Here is a 21,643-nt window from a genome sequence, read left to right as displayed (position 1 = left end):
CATGGCAGCAAAGCAGCTGCCGCCGCCCAAGGCCGGCATGGCAGCCTTGGGCGCGCGGTGTATAGCTTGTCGCTTTATTGCGATTTCCTGACCCGCAGGTACCATTCCGACAGCAGGCGCACCTGTTTGTCGGTGTATCCACGCTCCACCATCCGGGTGACGAAGTCGTTGTGTTTCTTCTGGTCCTCTTTGCTGGCCTTGGCGTTGAAGCTGATGACGGGCAGCAGGTCTTCGGTGTTGGAGAACATTTTCTTCTCGATCACCACCCGCAGCTTTTCATAGCTCAGCCAGCTTGGATTCTTGCCGTTGTTGTTGGCGCGTGCGCGCAGTACGAAGTTGACGATCTCGTTGCGGAAGTCTTTCGGGTTGCTGATGCCGGCCGGTTTCTCGATCTTTTCCAGCTCCTCGTTGAGGGCGATACGGTTGAGGATTTCGCCGGTTTCCGGGTCGCGGTATTCCTGGTCCTGAATCCAGAAGTCGGCGTACAGCACATAGCGGTCGAAGATGTTCTGGCCGTATTCGCTGTAGGACTCCAGGTAGGCCGTCTGGATTTCCTTGCCGATGAACTCGATGTAGCGTGGTGCCAGGTATTCCTTCAGGTAGCGCAGGTAGCGTTCGCGCACTTCCGCAGGGAACTGTTCCTGTTCGATCTGCTGTTCCAGCACGTACAGCAAGTGCACCGGGTTGGCGGCAATCTCGTGTGGGTCGAAGTTGAACACCTTGGACAGGATCTTGAAGGCGAAGCGGGTCGAAAGGCCGTTCATGCCTTCATCAACGCCAGCGGAGTCACGGTATTCCTGGATCGACTTGGCCTTCGGATCGGTATCCTTGAGGTTTTCCCCGTCGTAAACGCGCATCTTCGAGTAGATATTGGAGTTTTCTGGCTCTTTGAGGCGGGAAAGCACCGTGAACTGAGCCAGCATCTTGAGCGTATCCGGCGCGCAATGGGCCTTGGACAGCGAGCTGTTGACCAGCAGCTTGTCGTAGATCTTGATCTCATCGCTGACGCGCAGGCAGTACGGCACCTTCACGATGTAGATCCGGTCGATGAACGCTTCGTTGTTCTTGTTGTTGCGGAAGGTGTGCCACTCCGATTCGTTGGAGTGCGCCAGCAGGATACCGGTATAGGGAATCGCCCCAAGGCCTTCGGTACTGTTGTAGTTGCCTTCCTGGGTGGCAGTGAGCAAGGGGTGCAGGACCTTGATCGGCGCCTTGAACATTTCGACGAATTCCATCAGGCCCTGGTTGGCCCGGCACAGCGCGCCCGAGTAGCTGTAAGCATCGGCGTCGTTCTGTGGGTATTCTTCAAGCTTGCGGATATCGACCTTGCCGACCAGGGCCGAGATGTCCTGGTTGTTCTCGTCGCCGGGCTCGGTCTTGGCAATGGCGATCTGGTTGAGAATCGACGGGTAGAGTTTCACTACCTTGAACTTGGAGATATCGCCGCCAAACTCCTGCAGGCGCTTGGTGGCCCATGGCGACATGATGGTGTTCAGGTAGCGCCGTGGGATGCCGAACTCTTCCTCGAGAATGGCCCCATCTTCGGTGGCGTTGAACAAACCCAAGGGTGATTCGAACACCGGCGAACCCTTGATCGCGTAGAACGGCACCTTTTCCATCAGCTGCTTGAGTTTTTCGGCCAGCGACGACTTGCCGCCGCCCACCGGGCCCAGCAGATAGAGGATCTGTTTCTTCTCTTCCAGGCCTTGGGCGGCGTGGCGGAAGTACGAAACGATCTGGTCGATGCACTCTTCCATGCCATGGAAGTCGGCAAAGGCCGGATAGCGGCGAATTACCTTGTTGGAAAAGATGCGCGACAGCCTGGAGTTGGTAGAGGTGTCGATCAGCTCTGGCTCACCGATGGCCAGCAACAGCCGTTCGGCCGCCGATGCGTAGGCACTGCGATCCTCTTTGCACAGCTCGAGGTACTCCTGCAGCGAGAGTTCTTCCTGGCGCGTAGACTCGAAACGTTGTTGGAAGTGGCTAAAAATACTCATGACGTCACCTCGCTCGATACGTGGAGACGACGCCGGATCAGTCAGCTGATGCTGGCATGCAACCGGGTTCGCCGATTGCTGTATACCCCCCAGAACACCCTGTAACGCTACCGATGACCCGCACGCCGGTGTACCGGCTCTCCCCTTTTTTGGATGGCCTGAGCTTAAGCGTAGTTGGTTATCTGCAAGGTCAAGGGGCGAGGTGGGCAGAAGTTACGAACGACCGTTCGTCAGATAAGCCGCAAGCCCGCACGGGGCGCGGGCTGCAGGAAAAATGAAAATATTTATTCGGCGCTGCCTTGGGCGGTCTCGGCCGGGTAGGTGGCGCGCCACAGTTCGAAACCGCCGTCCACGCTGTACACGTTGGAGAAGCCCTGGCCGACCAGGTAGGCGGCAGCGCTCTGGCTGGAGTTGCCGTGGTAGCAGACCACCAGGGTCGGGGCATCGAGGTCGGCATTGCGGATGAACTCGGCAACCGAGTGGTTATCCAGGTGCTGGGCACCCGTGATGTGGCCAGCGGCAAAGGCCTGCGGGTCGCGAATGTCGACGACGACCGCACCTTGCGCGCGCAGTGCCAGTGCCTGCTCGGGAGGGATGCGCTTGAATTCGCTCATGGGTACTACTTCCTTCAGGTGTGGTCGTTGAGTGTAGTGCGTTGTGCCGGTTGGCGCAGGGTGCCGTCGTCGGCGCAGTCGCAGCGGTGGTATTCGCCGCTGTCGACGTTGTACAGGGTCATGGCGCCGCCCCACACGCAGCCGGTGTCCAGGGCGATGATACCGGGCTCGTCGACGCGGCCTTCGAGGGCCGCCCAGTGGCCGAAGATGATCTTCACATGCCGCGAGCGACGGTCCTTGTGTGCGAACCAGGGCTTGTAGCCCTTGGGCGCGGTGCCCAGGCCCTCTTTGCTCTTGAGGTCGAGCTTGCCCTCGGCGGTGCAGAAGCGCATGCGGGTGAAGTAGTTGGTGATGACCCGCAGGCGTTCGACGCCGGTGAGGTTCTTGCTCCACTTGTTCGGCTCATTGCCATACATGCCATCGAGGTAGAGCTTCAGGCGGCCATCGTCGCGCAGTACTTCTTCCACCTCAGCCGCCAGGCCAAGTGCCTGGCCGAGCGTCCACTGTGGCGGGATGCCGGCGTGCGCCATGGCAATGCCGCGTGCCTCGTCGTAATGCAGCAGCTTTTGCTGGCGCAGCCAGTCGAACAGTTGATCGGCATCCGGCGCTTCGATGATTTCGCGCAGGGTGTCGCTTTTTTTCAGGCGCTCGACGTTATGCCAGGCGGCCAGCAGGTGCAGGTCATGGTTACCCAGCACGCAGACCAGCGACTGGCGGATCGAGTACAGGAAGCGCAGGGTTTCCAGCGACTCGGGGCCGCGGTTGACCAGGTCGCCGACCAGCCACAGGCGGTCGACGGCCGGGTTGAAATTGACACGTTCAAGCAGGCACTTGAGGGGTTGCAGGCAGCCTTGCAGATCGCCGACGGCGTAGGTGGCCATCAGTGCAGCGCCCCGGGCACCGCCAGGCGGAAGGGCGCGATTTCGGCGTCGAAGCGCTTACCGTCTTCGGCGAACATCTGGTAGCTGCCCTGCATGGTGCCCACGCGGGTGCTGATGACCGCACCACTGCTGTAGGTGTGGCTCTGGCCCGGGTCGATGTTGGGTTGCTGGCCAACCACACCGGCGCCGCGCACTTCCTCGACTTCGCCGTCACCGTTGGTGATCAGCCAGTGCCGCGACAACAGCTTGGCCTTGAGCGAGCCGTTGTTCTGCACGGTGATGGTGTAGGCGAACGCGAAACGACTGTTTTCCGGGTCGGATTGTTCTTTCAGGTAGCGGGTCACGACGCTGACGTCGATTTGATAGCGGGGGTCGGACATGCAAGGGCCTTGGGCGAACTGACGCAATAATGCAGTCTAGGCCATTGGGAGGGGGGAGGGCCAGCGGTGTGGGGCTTGGGGATATGTGTTACCGGTTCTGGCCCTATCGCCGGCAAGCCAGCTCCCACAGGATCGCCACAGGTCTTGAGGCCTGTGCATTGCCTGTGGGAGCTGGCTTGCCGGCGATAGGGCCGATACAGGCTGAATCAGGCTTGTTGCTGATCGGCCAACTGGTCAGCCAGGCGCACAAAGGCCGCCAGGTCCAGCTGTTCAGGGCGCAGGCTGCCATCCACGCCGGCAGCTTCGATGGCCGCGCTGTCGAGCAGGCCCTTCATGGTGTTGCGCAGGGTCTTGCGGCGCTGGTTGAACGCCTCGCGTACCACCTGCTCCAGCAGCTTGGCATCCTTGGCCGGGTGTGGCAGCACTTCGTGCGGTACCAGGCGCACGATGGCCGAGTCCACTTTCGGCGGCGGGTTGAAGGCGCCAGGGCCTACGTTGAACAGGTGCTCGACCCGGCAGTGGTACTGCACCATGATCGACAAACGCCCCCAATCACCACCACCGGGGTCGGCGGCCATGCGCTCGACCACTTCCTTCTGCAGCATGAAGTGCATGTCGCGGATCAGCCCGGCATGGCTGAGCAGGTGGAAGATGAGCGGGGTGGAGATGTTGTAGGGCAGGTTGCCCACCACCTTGAGGCTGCGCGGCGGCACGCCCAGCTGGTTGAAGTCGAACTTCAGGGCGTCACCCTGGTGCAGGCGGAAGTTGCTGCGGTCAGCGAACTTGTGCTGCAGGATCGGCACCAGGTCTTTGTCCAGTTCCACCACATCCAGCTGTGCACCGCTGCCCAGCAGGCCTTCGGTCAGGGCACCCTGGCCCGGGCCGATTTCCAGCAGGTGTTCGCCGGCCTTGGCGTTGATGGCACGCAGGATGCGGTCGATGATGCCGGCGTCGTGCAGGAAGTTCTGGCCGAAACGCTTGCGCGCCCGGTGTTGGTATTGCTCGTTCATGGTCGGTTCTCGGCCATCTGGTAGGCGGTTTCCAGCGCGACGCGCAGGCTGCCGGTGTCGACCTTGCCGGTGCCGGCCAGGTCCAGGGCGGTGCCGTGGTCGACCGACGTGCGGATGATCGGCAGGCCCAAGGTTACGTTGACCGCAGCGCCGAAGCCTTTGTACTTGAGTACGGGCAGGCCCTGGTCGTGGTACATCGCCAGCACCGCGTCGCAGTGCTCCAGATATTTGGGGGTAAACAGGGTATCGGCCGGCAGTGGCCCGCGCAGGTCCATGCCTTCGGCGCGCAGGCGGGCCAGGGTCGGCTCGATGATGTCGATTTCTTCGCGGCCAAGATGGCCGCCCTCGCCCGCATGCGGGTTGAGGCCGCACACCAGAATGCGCGGGTTGGCGATGCCGAACTTGTCGCGCATGTCGGCATGCAGGATACGGGTTACACGCTCCACGCGCTCGGTGGTGATGGCGTCGGCAATATCACGCAGCGGCAGGTGTGTGGTCACCAGGGCCACACGCAAGCCACGGGTGGCCAGCATCATCACCACCTGTGCGGTGTGGGTCAGTTCGGCAAGGAATTCGGTATGCCCGGAGAAGGCGATACCGCTTTCGTTGATAACACCCTTGTGCACAGGGGCGGTGATCATCCCGGCAAAGTGCCCGTCCAGGCAGCCTTGGCCTGCACGGGTCAGGGTCTCCAGCACGAACGCGGCGTTGGCTTTGTCGAGCTGGCCTGGCGCTACCGGGGCAGCGAGGGGGGTATCCCAGACGTAAAGGCTGCCTGCGGGTGCCGGCTGGTCGGGCCATTGGCCCGGTGCTACCGGCAGCAGGCTGACAGCCAGCCCCAGCTGCGTGGCCCGCTCGGCGAGCAGGTCACGGCTGGTGATGGCGATCAGTGGGTGGGGCTGGGCGTCTGCGGCGAGCAGCAGGCACAGGTCGGGACCTATGCCGGCTGGTTCGCCGGGAGTGACGGCGAAGCGCAGGGGCTTCACTGGGCGGCCTGGTCAGCGCCAGGCAGCTTGATTTCAACGTAGGCTTCGTCGCGGATCTGGCGCAGCCAGGTTTGCAGCTCTTCGTCGTACTTGCGGTTACGCAGAACGCTCAGGGCCTGTTGTTCGCGAGCCTGCTCGGTGCTGTCGGTGGCACGGCGGCCCAGCACTTCCAGCACATGCCAGCCGTACTGGGTCTTGAACGGCTTGGTCACCACGCCTTGCTGGGCGTTGGCCATCTGTTCACGGAACTCCGGTACCAGGCTGTTCGGGTCTACCCAGTTGAGGTCGCCGCCGTTAAGCGCCGAGCCTGGGTCTTCCGAGAAGCTCTTCGCCAGTTCGCCGAAGTCTTCGCCGTTCTTGATGCGGTCGTACAGGCGCTCGGCCAATTGCTCGGTGGCCGCATCGCTGCGGATCTCGCTTGGCTTGATCAGGATGTGGCGTACATGCACTTCGTCACGCAGCACGTTCTCGCTGCCCCCGCGCTTCTCCTCGAGCTTGAGGATGATGAAGCCGTTAGGGATGCGGATAGGCTGGGTAATTTCGCCGACCGGCATGCTGCTGAGCATCTTGGCGAAGTCGGGTGGCAGCTGGCCGGCTTTACGCCAGCCCATTTCGCCGCCTTCCAGGGCGTTTTCGCTGGCGGAGCGGGCAATGGCCAGTTGGCCGAAGTCTGCGCCTTGCTTGAGCTGCTGGTACACATCGCCAACCTGGCGCGCCGCCGCCTGGATGGCTTCCGAGTTGGCGCCTTCCGGGGTCGGGATCAGGATGTTGGCCAGGCGGTACTCTTCCGACATCTGCATCTTGCCCATGTCCGAAGCCAGGAAGTTCTTCACTTCCTGCTCCGACACCTGGATGCGCTCGGCCACACGGCGCTGGCGCACGCGGCTGATGATCATCTCGCGCTTGACCTGCTCGCGAGCGTCGTCGAACGACAGGCCGTCATGGGCCAGGGCAGCGCGGAACTGGTCCAGCGACATGCCATTGCGCTGGGCAATGGTGCCGATGGCCTGGTTCAGCTCTTCGTCGGTGATGCGGATGCCGGAGCGCTCGCCGATCTGCAGTTGCAGGTTTTCGACGATCAGGCGTTCCAGTACCTGTTGTTCCAGGGCGCCGGTTGGCGGCACACCGCCGCCGCGCTTGGCGATGGTCTGCTGCACCTCGTGGACGCGCTGGTCCAGCTGGCTTTGCATGACCACGTCGTTGTCGACGATGGCCACCACGCGATCAAGAGGTTGCACCGCGGCATGCACCGCGCCACTCAGCAATGCAACGCCCAGCAACGCCGGGCGCAGTCGATCAATAAGCTTGGTCTTCACGTTCACGGTAACCTTGAATGCCTTGGTCGAGGAAAGATTCGACCTTGTTGCCAACTACGCCACCGAGGCCTTTCAGGACGATCTGAAGGAAGACACCGTGGTCGCCTTTTTCGTTCGCCGGGAGGGCTTGGCTGAAGTCGTCGTAATCGATCCAGTAGCGGTTGATCAGGCGCAGCTTCCAGCAGCAGTTGTCGTACTCGAAACCGCCCATGGCTTCCAGGGTGCGGTTGCGGTTGTAGTCATGCTGCCAGCGAGCGATAACGTTCCACTGCGGAACGATCGGCCAGATGACCGAGAAATCGTGCTGCTGGATCTTGTAGTAATCCTTGATGTAGTTCGCGCTGCCAGGAACACCGTAGTCGCCACCGCCCACTTTCCAGGTACCAGTCGTGGAGTCGTAGGAGATGGTGTCGTTGCGGTAGCGATAACCGAGGTTGAGCACCTTGTTCGGGTTGTCTTCAGGCTGGTAGTGGAACATCGCGCTGCCCGAGCGGGTGCTGCGGCTGTCCGGGTCCCAGTTGAAGTCCGAATTGAAGCGCCAGTCGCGGTTGAAGAAGTAGTTGTACATCAGCGCGTACGGCGACACATCAGATTGCGAGTCGCTGCGAGTGCGGTAGTCGATACCCGGCAGCTGGACCTTGCGATCCTTGAAGTAGTACGCCTGACCGATGCTGAAGTTCTGGCGCTCGAAGCCGTTGTCTTCGATCCAGCGGGTAGTCACGCCCAGCGACAGTTTGTTTTCGTCGCCGATACGGTCGGTGCCGCTGAAGCGGTTGTCGCGGAACAGCGAGTCGTAACTGAACAGGGTTTCGCCCGAGTCGAACAGCGGAATGTCCTTCTGGTCCTCGTACGGGACGTAGAGGTAGAACAGGCGCGGTTCGAGAGTCTGTTTATAGTCGGTGCCGAACAACGACGTCTTGCGGTCGAAGTAGAGGCCGCTGTCCACGCTGAAGATAGGTACATCGCGGTTCAAGGAGCTGTTGTAGCTGCCATACGCCGGGTTTGCCGACTGCGCAATGGCCTGGGCTTTACCCTGGCTGTCCAGGTCCAGATCGTAGTGGGTATACGCATACTTCAGCTTGGGCGTCAGGTAACCGTAGCTGGCTTCCATCGGCAGACTGATCGACGGCGCAACGTTGTAGCGGTTGCCGTTGGCACGGGCAATGCCGCTGACGTTCTGGTCCAGGCGACGGCCAGCGGCACCGGCGGAGAAGTCGGGGTTGCCGTCTTTATCCAGGACGAAGTCGTCTTTCAGATCACGGTCGAAGCGAACCGCCTCGGTTTCGTAGGCAATGTTCAGCCCACCCGGCTCGTACGGCAGCTTACCGTTAAAGGTGATTTGCGGCAGGCGATCGTACGGCGTGATCTTCGAGATGGTCGCCATCTCGTAGGCATGCACATTCAGGCGCGCGGTGTAGCTGTCACCACGGTAGGTCAGTGCACCCTGCTGGTTCAGCAGGTCCTGGCTTTCAACACCGATCTGGTCGGACTCCAGGTCCTGGAAGTAGAACGGGTCGCTGATGTCGGTGTAGTCCACCTCGGCCATCAGGCGCTCGTCCAGCCCGCCCTTGTGCTGCCAGTTGACCATCCAGCGCTGATCTTTGTAGTCAGTCTGGTCTTTGCGGTCGTCGTTCTTGTCGTTCAGATACGCACCGCCGAACTGGCCTTCGCTCGAAGGCGTCAGGTAGCGGAACTCGCCTTCCATCAGCAGGCCGCGCTTGGCCATGTAACGCGGGTACAACGTGGCGTCGTAGTTAGGCGCCAGGTTGAAGTAGTACGGCGTCACCAGCATGAAACCGGTGTCGCTGCTGGTGCTGAACGATGGCGGCAGGAAGCCGGACTGGCGACGGTCGTCGATCGGGAAGTAGATGTACGGTGTGTAGAACACCGGGAAATCCTTGACCCGCAGCGTCACGTTGGTCGCGGTACCGAAACCGGTGGCCGGGTTCAGGGTGATGTTGTTGCCCTTCAGCTGCCAGGCGTTGCTGCCCGGTTCGCAGGTGGTGTACGTACCGTCCTTGAGGCGGATGATGGCGTTTTCGCCACGTTTGGCGTACAGGGCGCTGCCGCGGATGTGCGACTTGTGCATCACGTATTCGGCGTTATCGACCTGGGCTTCGCCAGTGTCGAGCTGAATCTGTGCCTCGTCACCGACGACCAGCGAGCCGTTGTCACGGATCTTGACGTTGCCCTTGAGCTCGCCACGGTTCTCGGTCTGGTACAGGTTGGCCTCGTCGGCTTCGGCCTGCATGCTGCCCTGGCGCATCACCACGTCACCGGCGAGGGTAGCGATCTGCTGCTCCTGCTGGTACTTGGACACCTTGGCGTTGATGTAGGTCGGCGACTCGTCCTTCGGCGTGGTGTCGGCCATGCCCGGGCGGGTTGGCTCGATGTACGCACCCCCGCAATACGGGCCGGTTTCGGCCAGCTGCGCGGCGGTGAGTTTTTCACGCGGAACCCAGTCCAGGTGGCTGTAGTCTTCGCTGCGCGACTTCAGGGCGCGGCCTTTGGCCTCGGTGACCAGCATTGGCCGGTCCGCGGTTTCGCCTTCGCTCGCGGCTTCGGTGCCAGTGCTGACAGCAGCACCCTCATGCACCGGGCGCGGCGGCAGGTTGTTGACTGGGGCCTTGGGCTTGCAGTCCCAACCACCGGCAGCGGACACTTGGCAGTCGAACTGTTCGGCTGCCACCACGTACGACGTGGCCAGAGGTTGCAGGGCCAGCAGACCGCCGGTTACCAGCAACGGAAACTTTCTACGAAACGCGGGGGATTTCAATGCCATCTTATTAGTCCGGGCTTCCTGCGTGCCATCTGCCCGCGTGTGGGGCCGCACGCCTCTCGATGGTCTGAAAAAGATGCTGGATAATAAAGCATGACCCGCTTGACGGCTAGGGCCGTCGGAGACCCTTGTAATGCCTGAACACGATGTACGCTTGCAACAACTGACGGTCTGGCTCGATGAGCAGCTCAATGATCTTTTCCGCAACAACGCCTGGGGCGAAGTGCCGGCCGGCAGCCTGACTGCGGCCAGCAGCGACGCGAGCTTCCGCCGCTACTTCCGCTGGCAGGGCGCCGGCCACAGCTTTGTGGTCATGGACGCACCGCCTCCGCAGGAGAACTGCCGACCGTTCGTCGCCATCGACCATCTGCTGGCCAGCGCTGGCGTGCATGTGCCGCTGATCCACGCCCAAGACCTGGAGCGCGGCTTCCTGCTGCTGGGTGATCTGGGCCACCAGACATACCTTGATATCATTGGTGCCGACAACGCCGACGGGTTGTTCGCGGATGCCATCGATGCACTGCTGGCCTTCCAGCGCCTGCCGATGGACGCGCCACTGCCCAGCTACGACGACGCGTTGCTGCGCCGTGAAGTGGAATTGTTCCCGGAGTGGTACGTGGGCCGTGAACTGGGCCTGACCTTCACCGATGCCCAGAAGGCTGCCTGGCAGCGTATCAGCCAGCTGCTGATCGACAGTGCCCTGGCCCAGCCCAAGGTGTTGGTGCACCGCGACTACATGCCGCGCAACCTGATGCAAAGCACCCCCAACCCCGGCGTGCTGGACTTCCAGGACGCGGTATACGGCCCGGTCACCTACGACATCACCTGCCTGTTCAAGGACGCCTTCCTTAGCTGGCCTCAGCCACGGGTCGAAGGTTGGCTGCGTGACTACTGGCAGAAGGCGCAGGTTGCCGGTATCCCGGTACAGGCCGACTTCGAGGCGTTCCAGCGTGCCAGCGACCTGATGGGCGTGCAGCGCCACCTGAAGGTGATCGGCATCTTCGCCCGTATCTGCCACCGTGACGGTAAACCCCGTTATCTGGGCGACGTGCCGCGTTTCTTCGCCTATATAGAAGAAGTGATCAGCCGCCGGCCCGAATTGGCGGAGCTGGGTGAACTGATCGCGCAGTTGCAGGCCGGAGCGCGTGCATGAAGGCAATGATCCTGGCGGCGGGTAAAGGCGAGCGCATGCGCCCGCTGACCCTGCACACCCCTAAACCGCTGGTCCCGGTGGCCGGCCAGCCGCTGATCGAGTATCACCTGCGCGCCCTGGCGGCGGCAGGCGTTACCGAGGTGGTGATCAACCATGCCTGGCTCGGCCAGCAGATCGAAGACCACCTGGGTGACGGCAGCCGCTTTGGCTTGAGCATCCGCTATTCGCCTGAGGGCGAGCCGCTGGAAACCGGTGGTGGCATCTTCAAGGCCTTGCCTTTGCTGGGTGACGCGCCATTTCTGCTGGTGAACGGCGATGTCTGGACCGACTACGACTTCGCACGCTTGCAAGCCCCCTTGCAAGGGCTTGCTCACCTGGTGCTGGTCGACAACCCGGGCCACCATGGCCGAGGTGACTTCCGCCTGCTGGGCGAACAGGTTGTCGACGGCGATGAGGTACCGGGCACGCTGACTTTCAGTGGTATTTCGGTGCTGAACCCTGCGCTGTTCGACGGCTGCCAACCGGGAGCCTTCAAGCTGGCACCGCTGTTGCGCCAGGCCATGGCGGCAGGGCAGGTCAGTGGCGAACACTACCGTGGGCACTGGGTGGATGTCGGCACGCTCGAGCGCTTGGCCGAAGCCGAGCGCCTGATTGGCGAGCGCGCCTGACATGTGGTGGCCAGGGACAGTGATTGGCGCCGGCGCCGGCTTTGCCGTGGCCAGCATTCCGGGCGCTTTGCTGGGCCTGTTGCTTGGGCAGGCCCTTGACCGCCGCTTGCGCCTGGAAGGTTGGGAAGACATGCGCGAGCGCCTGGGCGGGCGCCCGGCCTTGCGCGATGACGAGTTGCTGTTTGTGATGCTTGGGCGCCTGGCCAAGTGCGATGGTCGGGTGGGCGAGCAGCACATCCAGCAGGCGCGTCAGGAGATGGTGCGCCTGGACCTGGCCGAAGCGGCCCGGCTACGCGCTATCAATGCGTTCAACCGTGGCAAGGCGGGCAAGGACCGGCTTGGCAGGCACCTGCGGCGCATTCGCCAGCAGCCACATGCGGCGGAAGGCACCTTGCGTGCCTGTTGGCGCATGGTCTGGGCCGACGGCAAGATGGGCAACAAGGAGCGTGAGCTGCTGCTGGACTGGGGGCAGAAACTGGGCCTGAGCCGGCGGCAGGTGCAGGCCATGTCGCTGGAGTACGAGCCGCGCAAGGCTACGGGGGCGGAAGGTGTCCCCATGACCTATGCGGCTGCCTTGCGCTTGCTGGCGGTGGAGGCGGACACCGAAGGCGACAAGGTCAAGCAGGCCTATCGTCGGCTGGTCAGCCGTCACCACCCGGACAAGCTGGCGGGCACTGGTGCCAGTGAGGCGCAGGTGCGGGAAGCGACCGAGCGTACCCGTGAGTTGCACCAGGCCTATGCCATGATCCGCAAGCGGCGGGGCCTTTGATGGCCTCATCGCCGGCAAGCCAGCTCCCACAGGTAATACACAAGTCCTGAATTTTGCGGGATACCTGTGGGAGCTGGCTTGCCGGCGATAGGGCCATCATGGCGAATCTCAACCCTGCGGGCTCATCCACCCCCGCACCCGGCGGAACAACTGCTCTTGTTCTGTAGCCTTGTTCCCCGGCATGGCGATCAACGACAACTGCCGGTACTGGCTGTCCTTCTGCCGCTTGCTGGCCTGCAGTCGCTGTTCGGCTGCGCTGCGGTCCTGGCTGCGGGTGGCATAGTAGATATCGGCTGTCGGTACCTTCAAGGTTGGCGCCAGGCTTTCCAGGTCATGTTCCACCCGCGCTGGCGTCTGCGCAGCCACCATCACCAGTTTCTGCACTTGCGGTGGCTGTTTTTCGCTCAGGTAGCGGGCTGCCCAGTACGCACCGCTGCCATGTCCGATCAGCACGATGCTGCGGGCATTGTGCTGCTGGGCAAACGCCACGGCAGCGTCCAGGCGGGCGAAAATACGCTCGGCGTCGGCGGGGTCTGTCTGCTCGCTGGCCTGTTCGGCGTCGGTGCTTTCCGCCGTATCGGCATCGGCAGCAGTGGCCTGGGCGACATTGGCATTGGCGTCGGCGGGTACGTCCTTGGCTGGCGCACTTTCACCCTTGGTTTTTTCGGGTTCGGCAGCCGGCTTGGCTTCGACCCGCGCCTGCGGGCTGTCGGCCAGCAGATCCGGCAGGCTAAGGCTCAGGCTGTGCCAGCCGACATCCGGGAATTTTTGCCGCAGGGGGCCTACGGCATTTGGCCAGTCGGCCGTTTCACCAGCCCCCGGGACGATGATCACCGCCCCTTGCGGGTCGCTGTCGTTGGCCGGCTTCCACAAGGCCAGGAAGCTGTCGGCGCCCGCCTGCAATGTCTGCTGCTCGGCCTTGGGTACCAGCCGCTCCAGCGCCAGGGCATCTTCCTGGCTGCGCTCCAGCAGGGGCGGGCGCGGGGTTTCGGCAGCGGGTGCCTCGGTTGTGGCGGGTGCTTTTTCTGCATCGGCGGCCAAGGCGGCGAGCGGAAGGATCGAGGCCAGGCAGCACATTGCCAGCGTCGTGCGATAAAGTGTGGACATGCGTCAACCCAAGGCCAGAATGATACCGGCAGCCTAATAGTATTTGCCCGTGACGGCCATGCTGCATGGCCGCCTTTGCCAAGACGAGCGTGTAGATGAAGCGAGTGCGTCGCCTGTTGGTTATCGGCTGCTTGTGGCTGCCCTTGATAGCCTTGGCCAGGACCGAGGCGCAGCCCACGGTTGTACTGGAACCTGCGCAGCAGCAGTGGCTGGACAGCCATCGCAGCCTGCGCGTCGGCCTGGTGCTGCAGGCGCCCTACGCCCAGTTCGACCGGCGCCTGCAGCAACTGTATGGGGCCAACGTAGAGCTGGTGAACAGCCTGGCGCAGGCACTGCGCCTGGACCTTACCTGGCGCAACTTCACCGACCAGACCAGCCTTGAACATGCCCTGCAGGCCGGGGAAATCGACTTTGCCCCAGGCCTTACCCAGACACCAGCCAGCCTGCGCCTGTGGTTGTTCAGCGACCCGTACATGCGCGTGCCGCAACTGGTGGTGGGGCCGCGCACCGGGGCCATGGCGGTAGAGCTGGAAAAGCTCGAAGCCGAGCAGCGCGTGGCGGTGCGCATGCCCAGCCAACTGGCGGATTATCTGCGTGGCAACTACGGCAACCTCAACCTGCAGGGGGTACCCAACGAGCGTGAGGCCTTGCAACTGGTAGTAGGCGGCCAGGCGAGTTTCGCCGTGCTGGATGAAGCCCAGCTCAGCCGCCTGTCGCGTGAGAGCGAGTTCAGTGAGCTGGCGGTGGTTGGCGATATAGGCCTGCCACAGCTACTGCGCATTGGTTCTCGGCGTGACTGGCCACTGCTGGCCGATGTGCTGGAGCGTGGCCTGCAGGCATTGCCGGCCAAAGAGCTGGAGCAAATGCACCAGCGCTGGTTGCAGCCGAAGTACCCGCGCCTGAGCGAGTCGCCTGGCTTCTGGCAGAACCTGGCCTTGCTGTTCGGCATGCTGTTGTTGTGCGCGCTGGCCACGCTGGTGTGGCAACGCCGGCAGCAGCGCCAGCTGGAGCGCAGCCTGTTGGCCACGCGGGAAAGCCTGGTGGAGCGCCAGGTGCGCGAAGAGGCGTTGCGATTGAGCCAGTTCGCCATCGACCAGAGCACGGTGGGTATCTTGTGGGTCAACTGGGACAGCCACGTGCGCTACGCCAACCACGCTGCCGAGCGCATGCTGGGTTACGCCGAGGGGGAGCTGCTGGAGCGGCCGCTGGGTGACTTCGAGCCAAGCCTTAACATGGACCGCTGGCTGGAACTGTGGAAAGGCGCGCGTACGGGGGCAACGGGTATCGGCCAGTTCGAGACGCAATGCCGACGGGCTGACCACAGCCTGCTGCCGGTCGAGCTGTCGCTGAGTTTTCTGCGCTTTCGTGATTCCGAATACCTGGTGGTCTACCTTGCCGACGTCACCGAGCGCCACCGAGCCCTGGCGGCACTGCGCGAAAGCGAGGCGCGGCTGAAGGGCATTGCTGGCAATGTGCCGGGGCTGGTATTTCGTCTGGAGCGCGACCCGGCCGAGGGCGATCTGGAGTTTCCCTACATCAGTGAAGGCAGCGAGGCCCTGGTGGGGTATACGCCCGGCGAAATCCAGCACCCGCAGATGGGGCTGCGTAACCTGGTGCACCCTGAGGACCGCGCCGATTACCACCGGGTGCAGGACCTGGCCCTGGCCAGTGACCAGGACTGGTCCTGGCAGGGCCGCATCCTCACCCGCCAGGGCGAACAGCGTTGGGCCGACATCAAGGCCAGTACCCGGCGCCTGGGTAACGGCCAGGTGGTGTGGGATGGCGTGGTGTGGGACATCACCCAAGGCAAGCGGGCGGAAATGGCACTGGCCAAGTCCCAGGAGCAGCTACGCGAGCTGTCGGCCCATCTGGAAAGTGTGCGTGAAGAAGAGAAAGCCCGCATCGCCCGGGAAGTGCATGATGAGCTGGGGCAGATGCTGACCGTGCTCAAGCTGGAAGTGTCGATGTGCGAGCTGGCCTTCGCCGAGCTGGACCCGGGCCTGAACGAGCGCCTGGCTAGCATGAAACGCCTGATCGCCCAGCTGTTCCAGTTGGTGCGCGACGTGGCCACGGCCTTGCGTCCGCCAATTCTCGATGCCGGCATTGCCTCGGCCATCGAATGGCAGGCACGGCGTTTCGAGGCGCGCACGCAGATCCCGTGCCTGGTACAAGTGCCGGATAATCTGCCAGCATTGAGCGATGCCAAGGCCATTGGGTTATTCCGTATCCTCCAGGAGGCGCTGACCAACGTGATGCGTCATGCCCAGGCGCACAGCGTGGAGATCGAGCTGGTGCTTGCACAGGGGCAATTGCGCATGACGGTCAGCGATGATGGCCAGGGCTTTTGCCGCGAGCAGACCCGGCCCACCTCGTTTGGCCTGGTGGGCGTACGTGAGCGGGTGCTGATGCTGGGGGGCAGCATGGCGCTGGACAGCGAGCCGGGCGAAGGCACCAGCCTGAGCGTGGCCATACCGTTGGAGTAGGAGAGCGATCGTGATTCGAGTTCTGGTGGCCGAAGACCACACCATTGTCCGTGAAGGGATCAAGCAACTGATTGGCCTGGCCAAGGACATGCAGGTGGCGGGGGAGGCCGGTAACGGCGAGCAGTTGCTTGAAACCTTGCGTCATACGCCGTGCGAAGTGGTGTTGCTGGATATCTCCATGCCGGGCGTGAATGGCCTGGAGGCGATCCCGCGGATTCGTGCGTTGCACGATGCGCCGGCAATCCTGATGCTGTCGATGCACGATGAGGCGCAGATGGCGGCGCGGGCGCTGAAGGCCGGAGCGGCAGGTTATGCCACCAAGGACAGTGATCCGGCGCTGTTGCTGACCGCGATTCGCCGGGTGGCGGGTGGCGGCCGTTACATCGACCCGTCGCTGGCTGACCGCATGGTGTTCGAAGTGGGCCTGACCGAGTCGCGGCCGTTGCACACGCTGCTGTCGGAGCGCGAGTTTTCGGTGTTCGAGCGCCTGGCCCAGGGCGCCAACGTCAACGACATCGCCCAGCAGCTGGCGCTGTCGAGCAAGACCATCAGCACCCACAAGGCGCGCCTGATGCAGAAGCTGAAAGTGAACTCGTTGGCGGAGCTGGTGAAGTACGCCATGGAGCACAAGCTGGTCTGATTGCGACTATCAGAGGCGACGCCATCTTTGTGGGAGCGGCCTTGTGTCGCGAAAGGGCTGCAAAGCAGCCCCACAATTCATGCGATGCCGCAGAAACAAGGGGGCCGCTTTGCGGCCCTTTCGCGACACAAGGCCGCTCCCACAAAGACCGCATCAGTGTTCTGAATACGCCACCTGTGTAGGGCAATCCCTACAACAAATCTTCCATCCGGATGATGGCATTCTCTCAGCACCCCCGATTTTCGGGCGCTTGCGCCTCTTCTACTCTTTTGCCTACGCAGTCATCCAACAAGAAGGTGCAGGCATGAGCGAGGCGAAGTCGAACGCTGCAACCAGCGAAACGCTGGTCAGCTTCCGTGGTGTGCAGAAGAGCTACGACGGCGAGTCGCTGATCGTCAAAGACCTCAACCTGGAGATTCGCAAGGGCGAGTTCCTGACCCTGCTCGGCCCGTCCGGCTCGGGCAAGACCACCAGCCTGATGATGCTGGCCGGCTTCGAAACGCCCACCGCGGGTGAAATCCAGCTGGCCGGGCGCTCGATCAACAACGTGCCGCCGCACAAGCGCGACATCGGCATGGTGTTCCAGAACTACGCGCTGTTCCCGCATATGACCGTGGCCGAAAACCTGGCCTTCCCGCTGACCGTGCGCAACCTCAGCAAGACCGACATCAGCGAGCGGGTCAAGCGCGTGCTGAACATGGTCCAGCTCGATGCCTTCGCCAAGCGCTATCCCGGCCAGCTGTCCGGCGGCCAGCAGCAGCGCGTGGCCCTGGCCCGTGCGCTGGTGTTCGAGCCACAGCTGGTGCTGATGGACGAACCACTCGGGGCGCTGGACAAGCAACTGCGTGAACACATGCAGATGGAGATCAAGCACATTCACCAGCGCCTTGGCGTGACCGTGGTGTACGTGACCCACGACCAGGGCGAAGCGCTGACCATGTCCGACCGCGTGGCGGTGTTCCACCAGGGCGAGATCCAGCAGATCGCCGACCCGCGCACGCTGTACGAAGAACCTTGCAACACCTTCGTCGCCAACTTCATCGGCGAGAACAACCGCATCAACGGCACCCTGCTGGCCAGCGATGGCAAGCGCTGCCAGGTGCAACTGCCGCGCGGTGAGCGGGTCGAGGCGCTGGCGGTGAATGTCGGCCAGGCCGGCGAGCCGGTCACCTTGTCGATCCGCCCCGAACGCGTACGCCTGAACGGCCACAGCGAAAGCTGCGTGAACCGCTTCTCTGGCCGGGTGGCCGAATTCATTTACCTGGGCGACCACGTGCGGGTGCGCCTGGAAGTTTGCGGCAAGGGCGACTTCTTCGTGAAACAGCCGATTGCCGAGCTCGACCCGGCGTTGGCCGTGGGCGATGTAGTACCGCTGGGCTGGGAGGTGGAGCACGCCCGCGCGCTCGATCCGATTGCCGAAGCCCATTGATGGATTGCTTCACCAACCCTGTACTGTGGAGAGAATAAGAATGCGCAAGCAGTTGAAACTGACCGCCCTGGCCTTGGGGCTGTTCGCCGCTGGCCAGGTCATGGCCGCAGACCTCACCGTGATCTCGTTCGGGGGCGCCAACAAGGCGGCCCAGGTAAAGGCGTTCTACGAGCCATGGGAGAAGGCGGGTAATGGCAAGATCGTCGCCGGTGAGTACAACGGCGAAATGGCCAAGGTCAAGGCGATGGTCGACACCAAGAGTGTGTCGTGGAACCTGGTAGAGGTTGAGTCGCCAGAGCTGGCGCGTGGTTGCGATGAGGGCATGTTCGAAGAGCTCGACCCAGCCCTGTTTGGCAATGAGGGTGACTACGTGCCGGGTGCCATCCAGCCGTGCGGCGTGGGCTTCTTCGTCTGGTCCACGGTCATGGCCTACAACGCCGACAAGCTGAAAACCGCACCTACCAGCTGGGCTGATTTCTGGGACACCAAGAAATTCCCGGGCAAGCGCGGCCTGCGCAAAGGTGCCAAGTACACCATGGAATTCGCACTGATGGCCGATGGCGTTGCGCCCAAGGACGTCTACAAAGTGCTGGCCACCAAGGAAGGCCAGGACCGCGCCTTCAAGAAACTCGATGAGCTCAAGCCCAGCATCCAGTGGTGGGAAGCGGGTGCACAGCCACCGCAGTTCCTGGCTTCGGGTGACGTGGTCATGAGTTCTGCGTACAACGGCCGTATTGCCGCTGTGCAGAAAGAGAGCAACCTCAAGGTGGTGTGGAACGGCGGCATCTACGACTTCGATGCCTGGGCCATTCCGAAAGGTGCCAAGGATGCCGACGAAGCGAAGAAATTCATCGCTTTCAGCGTGCAGCCCGAGCAGCAGAAGACCTACTCCGAGAACATCGCCTACGGCCCGGCCAACTCCAAGGCTGTGAGCCTGCTGTCGGACGAAGTGAAGAAGGACATGCCGACCACGCCTGAAAACATCGCCAACCAGGTGCAGATCGACGTGGCCTTCTGGGCCGACAACAGCGAGCAGCTGGAGCAACGCTTCAACGCCTGGGCGGCGAAGAAGTAAACGACCGGCGTAGGGGGCCGCTTTGCGGCCCATCGCAGGCAAGCCAGCTCCCACAGGGACCGCACCGTTCCTGAGGGTAATGCAGTACCTGTAGGAGCTGGCTTGCCTGCGATGGGCTGCGCAGCAGCCCCATTTTCAGTTCGTATCGCGGAGTTCGCCATGGCCATTGCAGTGCCCCTCAACGAAGGCGCAGGTCCAAGTCTCAAGCAGCGCCTCAAGCACGCCGAGCGGGTCAACCGCTGGAAGGCGCAGGCGTTGATCGCGCCGCTGGCGCTGTTTCTTCTGCTGGTGTTCCTGGTGCCGATCGCGGCGCTGCTGTACAAGAGCGTCGGCAACCCGGAAGTGGTGGGCGGCCTGCCGCGCACGGTCGAAGTCATCAGCCAGTGGGATGGCAAGAGCCTGCCCGGCGAGGACGTGTACAAGGCGCTGAGCCAGGACCTGGCCGAGTCGCGCAAGAACCAGGCCCTTGGCGACCTTTCCAAGCGCTTGAACATGGAACTGGCCGGCTACCGCAGCTTGTTGACCAAGACCGCCCGGGCACTGCCATTCAAGGCTGAGCCTGCCTCTTATAAAGACGCGCTGCAGGCCGTCGACGAGCGTTGGGGTGATCCAGCCTACTGGCAGGCGATACGGCGCAATACCAGTTCGGTGACATCGTTCTACCTGCTGGCCTCTGTCGACCACCGCATCGATGACCTTGGCGAACTGGCCAAGGCCACCCCGGACCAGGCCATTTACCTGGACATTTTTGCCCGTACCCTGTGGATGGGTGTGGTGATCACCGCCATCTGTCTGGTGCTGGCCTACCCGCTGGCCTATTTGCTGGCCAACCTGCCGACCCGGCAGAGCAACCTGCTGATGATCCTGGTGCTGCTGCCGTTCTGGACTTCGATCCTGGTGCGGGTGGCGGCGTGGATCGTGCTGCTGCAGTCGGGCGGCCTGATCAACAGCGCGCTGATGGCCATGGGCATCATCGATCAACCGCTGGAACTGGTGTTCAACCGTACCGGCGTTTACATCTCGATGGTGCACATCCTGCTGCCGTTCATGATCCTGCCACTGTACAGCGTGATGAAGGGCATTTCGCCCAGCTATATGCGTGCGGCAATTTCGCTGGGCTGCCACCCGTTCGCCAGCTTCTGGCGGGTTTACTTCCCGCAGACTTACGCCGGTGTAGGTGCGGGTTGCCTGCTGGTGTTCATCCTGGCCATTGGCTACTACATCACCCCGGCACTGCTGGGCAGCCCGAACGACCAGATGGTCAGCTACTTCGTTGCCTTCTACACCAACACCAGCATCAACTGGGGCATGGCCACCGCGCTGGGCGGGCTGTTGCTGCTGGCGACCGTGCTGTTGTACCTGATCTATAGCTGGCTGGTCGGCGCCAGCCGCCTGCGCCTGAGCTGAGGAGCCTTGTCATGCTGAGCCCATACATGTCGCCCGTGGAGCGGGTCTGGTTCTACAGCCTGCGCATTCTTTGCGGTTTGATCCTGCTGTTCCTGATCCTGCCGGTATTGGTGATCGTGCCGCTGTCGTTCAACAGTGGCAGCTTCCTGGTGTACCCGCTGCAGGGCTTCTCGTTGCAGTGGTACCAGGACTTCTTCGGCTCGGCCGAATGGATGCGGGCGCTGAAGAACAGCATCATCGTCGCCCCGGCGGCCACGGTGCTGGCCATGGTATTCGGCACCCTGGCGGCCATCGGCCTGACCCGTGGCGACTTCCCCGGCAAGTCGCTGGTGATGGCGTTGGTGATTTCGCCGATGGTGGTGCCGGTCGTGATTATCGGTGTAGCTAGTTACCTGTTCTTTGCACCGCTGGGGATGGGCAACAGCTTCACCTCGCTGATTCTGGTGCATGCGGTGCTGGGTGTACCGTTCGTCATCATTACCGTGTCGGCCACCTTGCAGGGTTTCAACTACAACCTGGTGCGTGCGGCGGCCAGCCTGGGCGCGTCGCCACTGCTGACCTTCCGCCGGGTGACCCTGCCGCTGATTGCGCCTGGGGTTATCTCTGGTGCGTTGTTCGCCTTTGCCACATCGTTTGACGAGGTGGTGGTGACCCTGTTCCTGGCAGGGCCAGAGCAGGCGACCCTGCCACGGCAGATGTTCAGTGGTATTCGTGAAAACCTGAGCCCGACCATTGCAGCGGCAGCGACCTTGCTGATTGCCTTCTCGGTGATATTGCTGCTGACCCTGGAGTGGTTGCGTGGGCGTAGCGAGAAGCTGAGAACCCAACAGCCTGCCTGATTTTCTGGTGTCTGCACTGGCCTCATCGCCGGCAAGCCAGCTCCCACAGAGAGCTCACAGGACTCTGCATCTCTGAAGGCCTGTGGAGAATACTGTGGGAGCTGGCTTGC

The 21,643-nt window shown here is 62.6% G+C and carries 18 protein-coding genes; 9 read left to right on the top strand and 9 right to left on the bottom strand.

The features are described from left to right. Positions 1 to 74 precede the first annotated feature (74 nt). The 8 genes from A0O30_RS17190 to A0O30_RS17155 all read right to left on the bottom strand — a co-directional run bounded on the left by A0O30_RS17190 (position 75) and on the right by A0O30_RS17155 (position 9,966). Positions 75 to 1,997, bottom strand: a complete 1,923-nt coding sequence (locus tag A0O30_RS17190) for a PrkA family serine protein kinase (protein WP_003255563.1) — start codon at positions 1,995 to 1,997, stop codon at positions 75 to 77. Positions 1,998 to 2,281: 284 nt separating this feature from the next. Further along, positions 2,282 to 2,611 carry a thiosulfate sulfurtransferase GlpE gene (gene glpE / locus A0O30_RS17185; protein ID WP_060499068.1) on the bottom strand — a complete coding sequence of 110 codons (330 nt, stop codon included), beginning with the start codon at positions 2,609 to 2,611 and terminating at the stop codon, positions 2,282 to 2,284. A 14-nt stretch (positions 2,612 to 2,625) separates the two neighbouring features. After that, positions 2,626 to 3,492 (bottom strand): symmetrical bis(5'-nucleosyl)-tetraphosphatase, encoded by an 867-nt coding sequence (locus A0O30_RS17180; protein ID WP_105947286.1) that lies wholly within the window; start codon positions 3,490 to 3,492, stop codon positions 2,626 to 2,628. After that, positions 3,492 to 3,872 (bottom strand): Co2+/Mg2+ efflux protein ApaG, encoded by a 381-nt coding sequence (gene apaG / locus A0O30_RS17175; RefSeq protein WP_012270198.1) that lies wholly within the window; start codon positions 3,870 to 3,872, stop codon positions 3,492 to 3,494. The genes A0O30_RS17180 and apaG overlap by 1 nt, the downstream gene beginning before the upstream one ends. A 206-nt stretch (positions 3,873 to 4,078) precedes the next feature. Further along, positions 4,079 to 4,882 carry a 16S rRNA (adenine(1518)-N(6)/adenine(1519)-N(6))-dimethyltransferase RsmA gene (gene rsmA / locus A0O30_RS17170; protein WP_105947285.1) on the bottom strand — a complete coding sequence of 268 codons (804 nt, stop codon included), beginning with the start codon at positions 4,880 to 4,882 and terminating at the stop codon, positions 4,079 to 4,081. Continuing rightward, positions 4,879 to 5,868, bottom strand: coding sequence for a 4-hydroxythreonine-4-phosphate dehydrogenase PdxA (gene pdxA, locus A0O30_RS17165; RefSeq protein WP_105947284.1), 990 nt, complete (start codon positions 5,866 to 5,868; stop codon positions 4,879 to 4,881). Before pdxA ends, rsmA begins: the two co-directional genes overlap by 4 nt. Continuing rightward, positions 5,865 to 7,184: a peptidylprolyl isomerase SurA gene (gene surA / locus A0O30_RS17160; protein WP_105947283.1), complete on the bottom strand. Its 1,320-nt coding sequence runs from the start codon at positions 7,182 to 7,184 to the stop codon at positions 5,865 to 5,867. The genes pdxA and surA overlap by 4 nt, the downstream gene beginning before the upstream one ends. After that, the gene (locus A0O30_RS17155; protein ID WP_105947282.1) at positions 7,165 to 9,966 is read right to left on the bottom strand and encodes an LPS-assembly protein LptD; all 2,802 of its coding nucleotides are present in this window, start codon (positions 9,964 to 9,966) and stop codon (positions 7,165 to 7,167) included. Before A0O30_RS17155 ends, surA begins: the two co-directional genes overlap by 20 nt. A 130-nt stretch (positions 9,967 to 10,096) precedes the next feature. Between A0O30_RS17155 and A0O30_RS17150 the strand changes: the two genes are divergently transcribed. The 3 genes from A0O30_RS17150 to A0O30_RS17140 are packed head-to-tail and all read left to right on the top strand — an operon-like array spanning position 10,097 to position 12,553. Beyond that, positions 10,097 to 11,116: an aminoglycoside phosphotransferase family protein gene (locus A0O30_RS17150; protein WP_105947281.1), complete on the top strand. Its 1,020-nt coding sequence runs from the start codon at positions 10,097 to 10,099 to the stop codon at positions 11,114 to 11,116. Continuing rightward, a complete protein-coding gene (gene murU / locus A0O30_RS17145) occupies positions 11,113 to 11,784 on the top strand; it encodes an N-acetylmuramate alpha-1-phosphate uridylyltransferase MurU (RefSeq protein WP_105947280.1) in 672 nt (223 codons plus the stop codon). The genes A0O30_RS17150 and murU overlap by 4 nt, the downstream gene beginning before the upstream one ends. Position 11,785: 1 nt before the next feature. Then, a complete protein-coding gene (locus A0O30_RS17140; protein WP_105947279.1) occupies positions 11,786 to 12,553 on the top strand; it encodes a TerB family tellurite resistance protein in 768 nt (255 codons plus the stop codon). Positions 12,554 to 12,661: 108 nt separating this feature from the next. Here A0O30_RS17140 and A0O30_RS17135 read toward each other — a convergent pair whose 3' ends face one another. Then, on the bottom strand, positions 12,662 to 13,660 hold the full coding sequence (locus A0O30_RS17135) for an alpha/beta hydrolase family protein (protein WP_105947278.1): 999 nt from the start codon (positions 13,658 to 13,660) through the stop codon (positions 12,662 to 12,664). Between the two features lie 95 nt (positions 13,661 to 13,755). On the opposite strand from A0O30_RS17135, the gene A0O30_RS17130 reads away from it, so the two are divergent. From A0O30_RS17130 to A0O30_RS17105, 6 genes are all read left to right on the top strand, one after another. After that, a complete protein-coding gene (locus A0O30_RS17130; RefSeq protein ID WP_105947277.1) occupies positions 13,756 to 16,143 on the top strand; it encodes a PAS domain S-box protein in 2,388 nt (795 codons plus the stop codon). Positions 16,144 to 16,150: 7 nt separating this feature from the next. Next, positions 16,151 to 16,783 carry a response regulator transcription factor gene (locus A0O30_RS17125; RefSeq protein WP_173401663.1) on the top strand — a complete coding sequence of 211 codons (633 nt, stop codon included), beginning with the start codon at positions 16,151 to 16,153 and terminating at the stop codon, positions 16,781 to 16,783. Between the two features lie 304 nt (positions 16,784 to 17,087). Then, positions 17,088 to 18,212 (top strand): ABC transporter ATP-binding protein, encoded by a 1,125-nt coding sequence (locus A0O30_RS17120; protein WP_016715779.1) that lies wholly within the window; start codon positions 17,088 to 17,090, stop codon positions 18,210 to 18,212. 40 nt (positions 18,213 to 18,252) lie between these two features. Further along, on the top strand, positions 18,253 to 19,287 hold the full coding sequence (locus A0O30_RS17115; protein WP_105947276.1) for an ABC transporter substrate-binding protein: 1,035 nt from the start codon (positions 18,253 to 18,255) through the stop codon (positions 19,285 to 19,287). 159 nt (positions 19,288 to 19,446) lie between these two features. After that, positions 19,447 to 20,694 carry an ABC transporter permease gene (locus A0O30_RS17110; protein ID WP_105947275.1) on the top strand — a complete coding sequence of 416 codons (1,248 nt, stop codon included), beginning with the start codon at positions 19,447 to 19,449 and terminating at the stop codon, positions 20,692 to 20,694. Positions 20,695 to 20,705: 11 nt separating this feature from the next. Continuing rightward, positions 20,706 to 21,533 (top strand): ABC transporter permease, encoded by an 828-nt coding sequence (locus A0O30_RS17105; protein WP_016715782.1) that lies wholly within the window; start codon positions 20,706 to 20,708, stop codon positions 21,531 to 21,533. Positions 21,534 to 21,643 lie beyond the last annotated feature (110 nt).

The sequence above is a fragment of the Pseudomonas sp. LLC-1 genome (assembly GCF_002992185.1).
Classification (GTDB): Bacteria; Pseudomonadota; Gammaproteobacteria; order Pseudomonadales; family Pseudomonadaceae; genus Aquipseudomonas; species Aquipseudomonas monteilii.
Note: the sequence above shows the minus strand (reverse complement) of the source record. Positions and strands in the feature narration are given on the sequence as shown.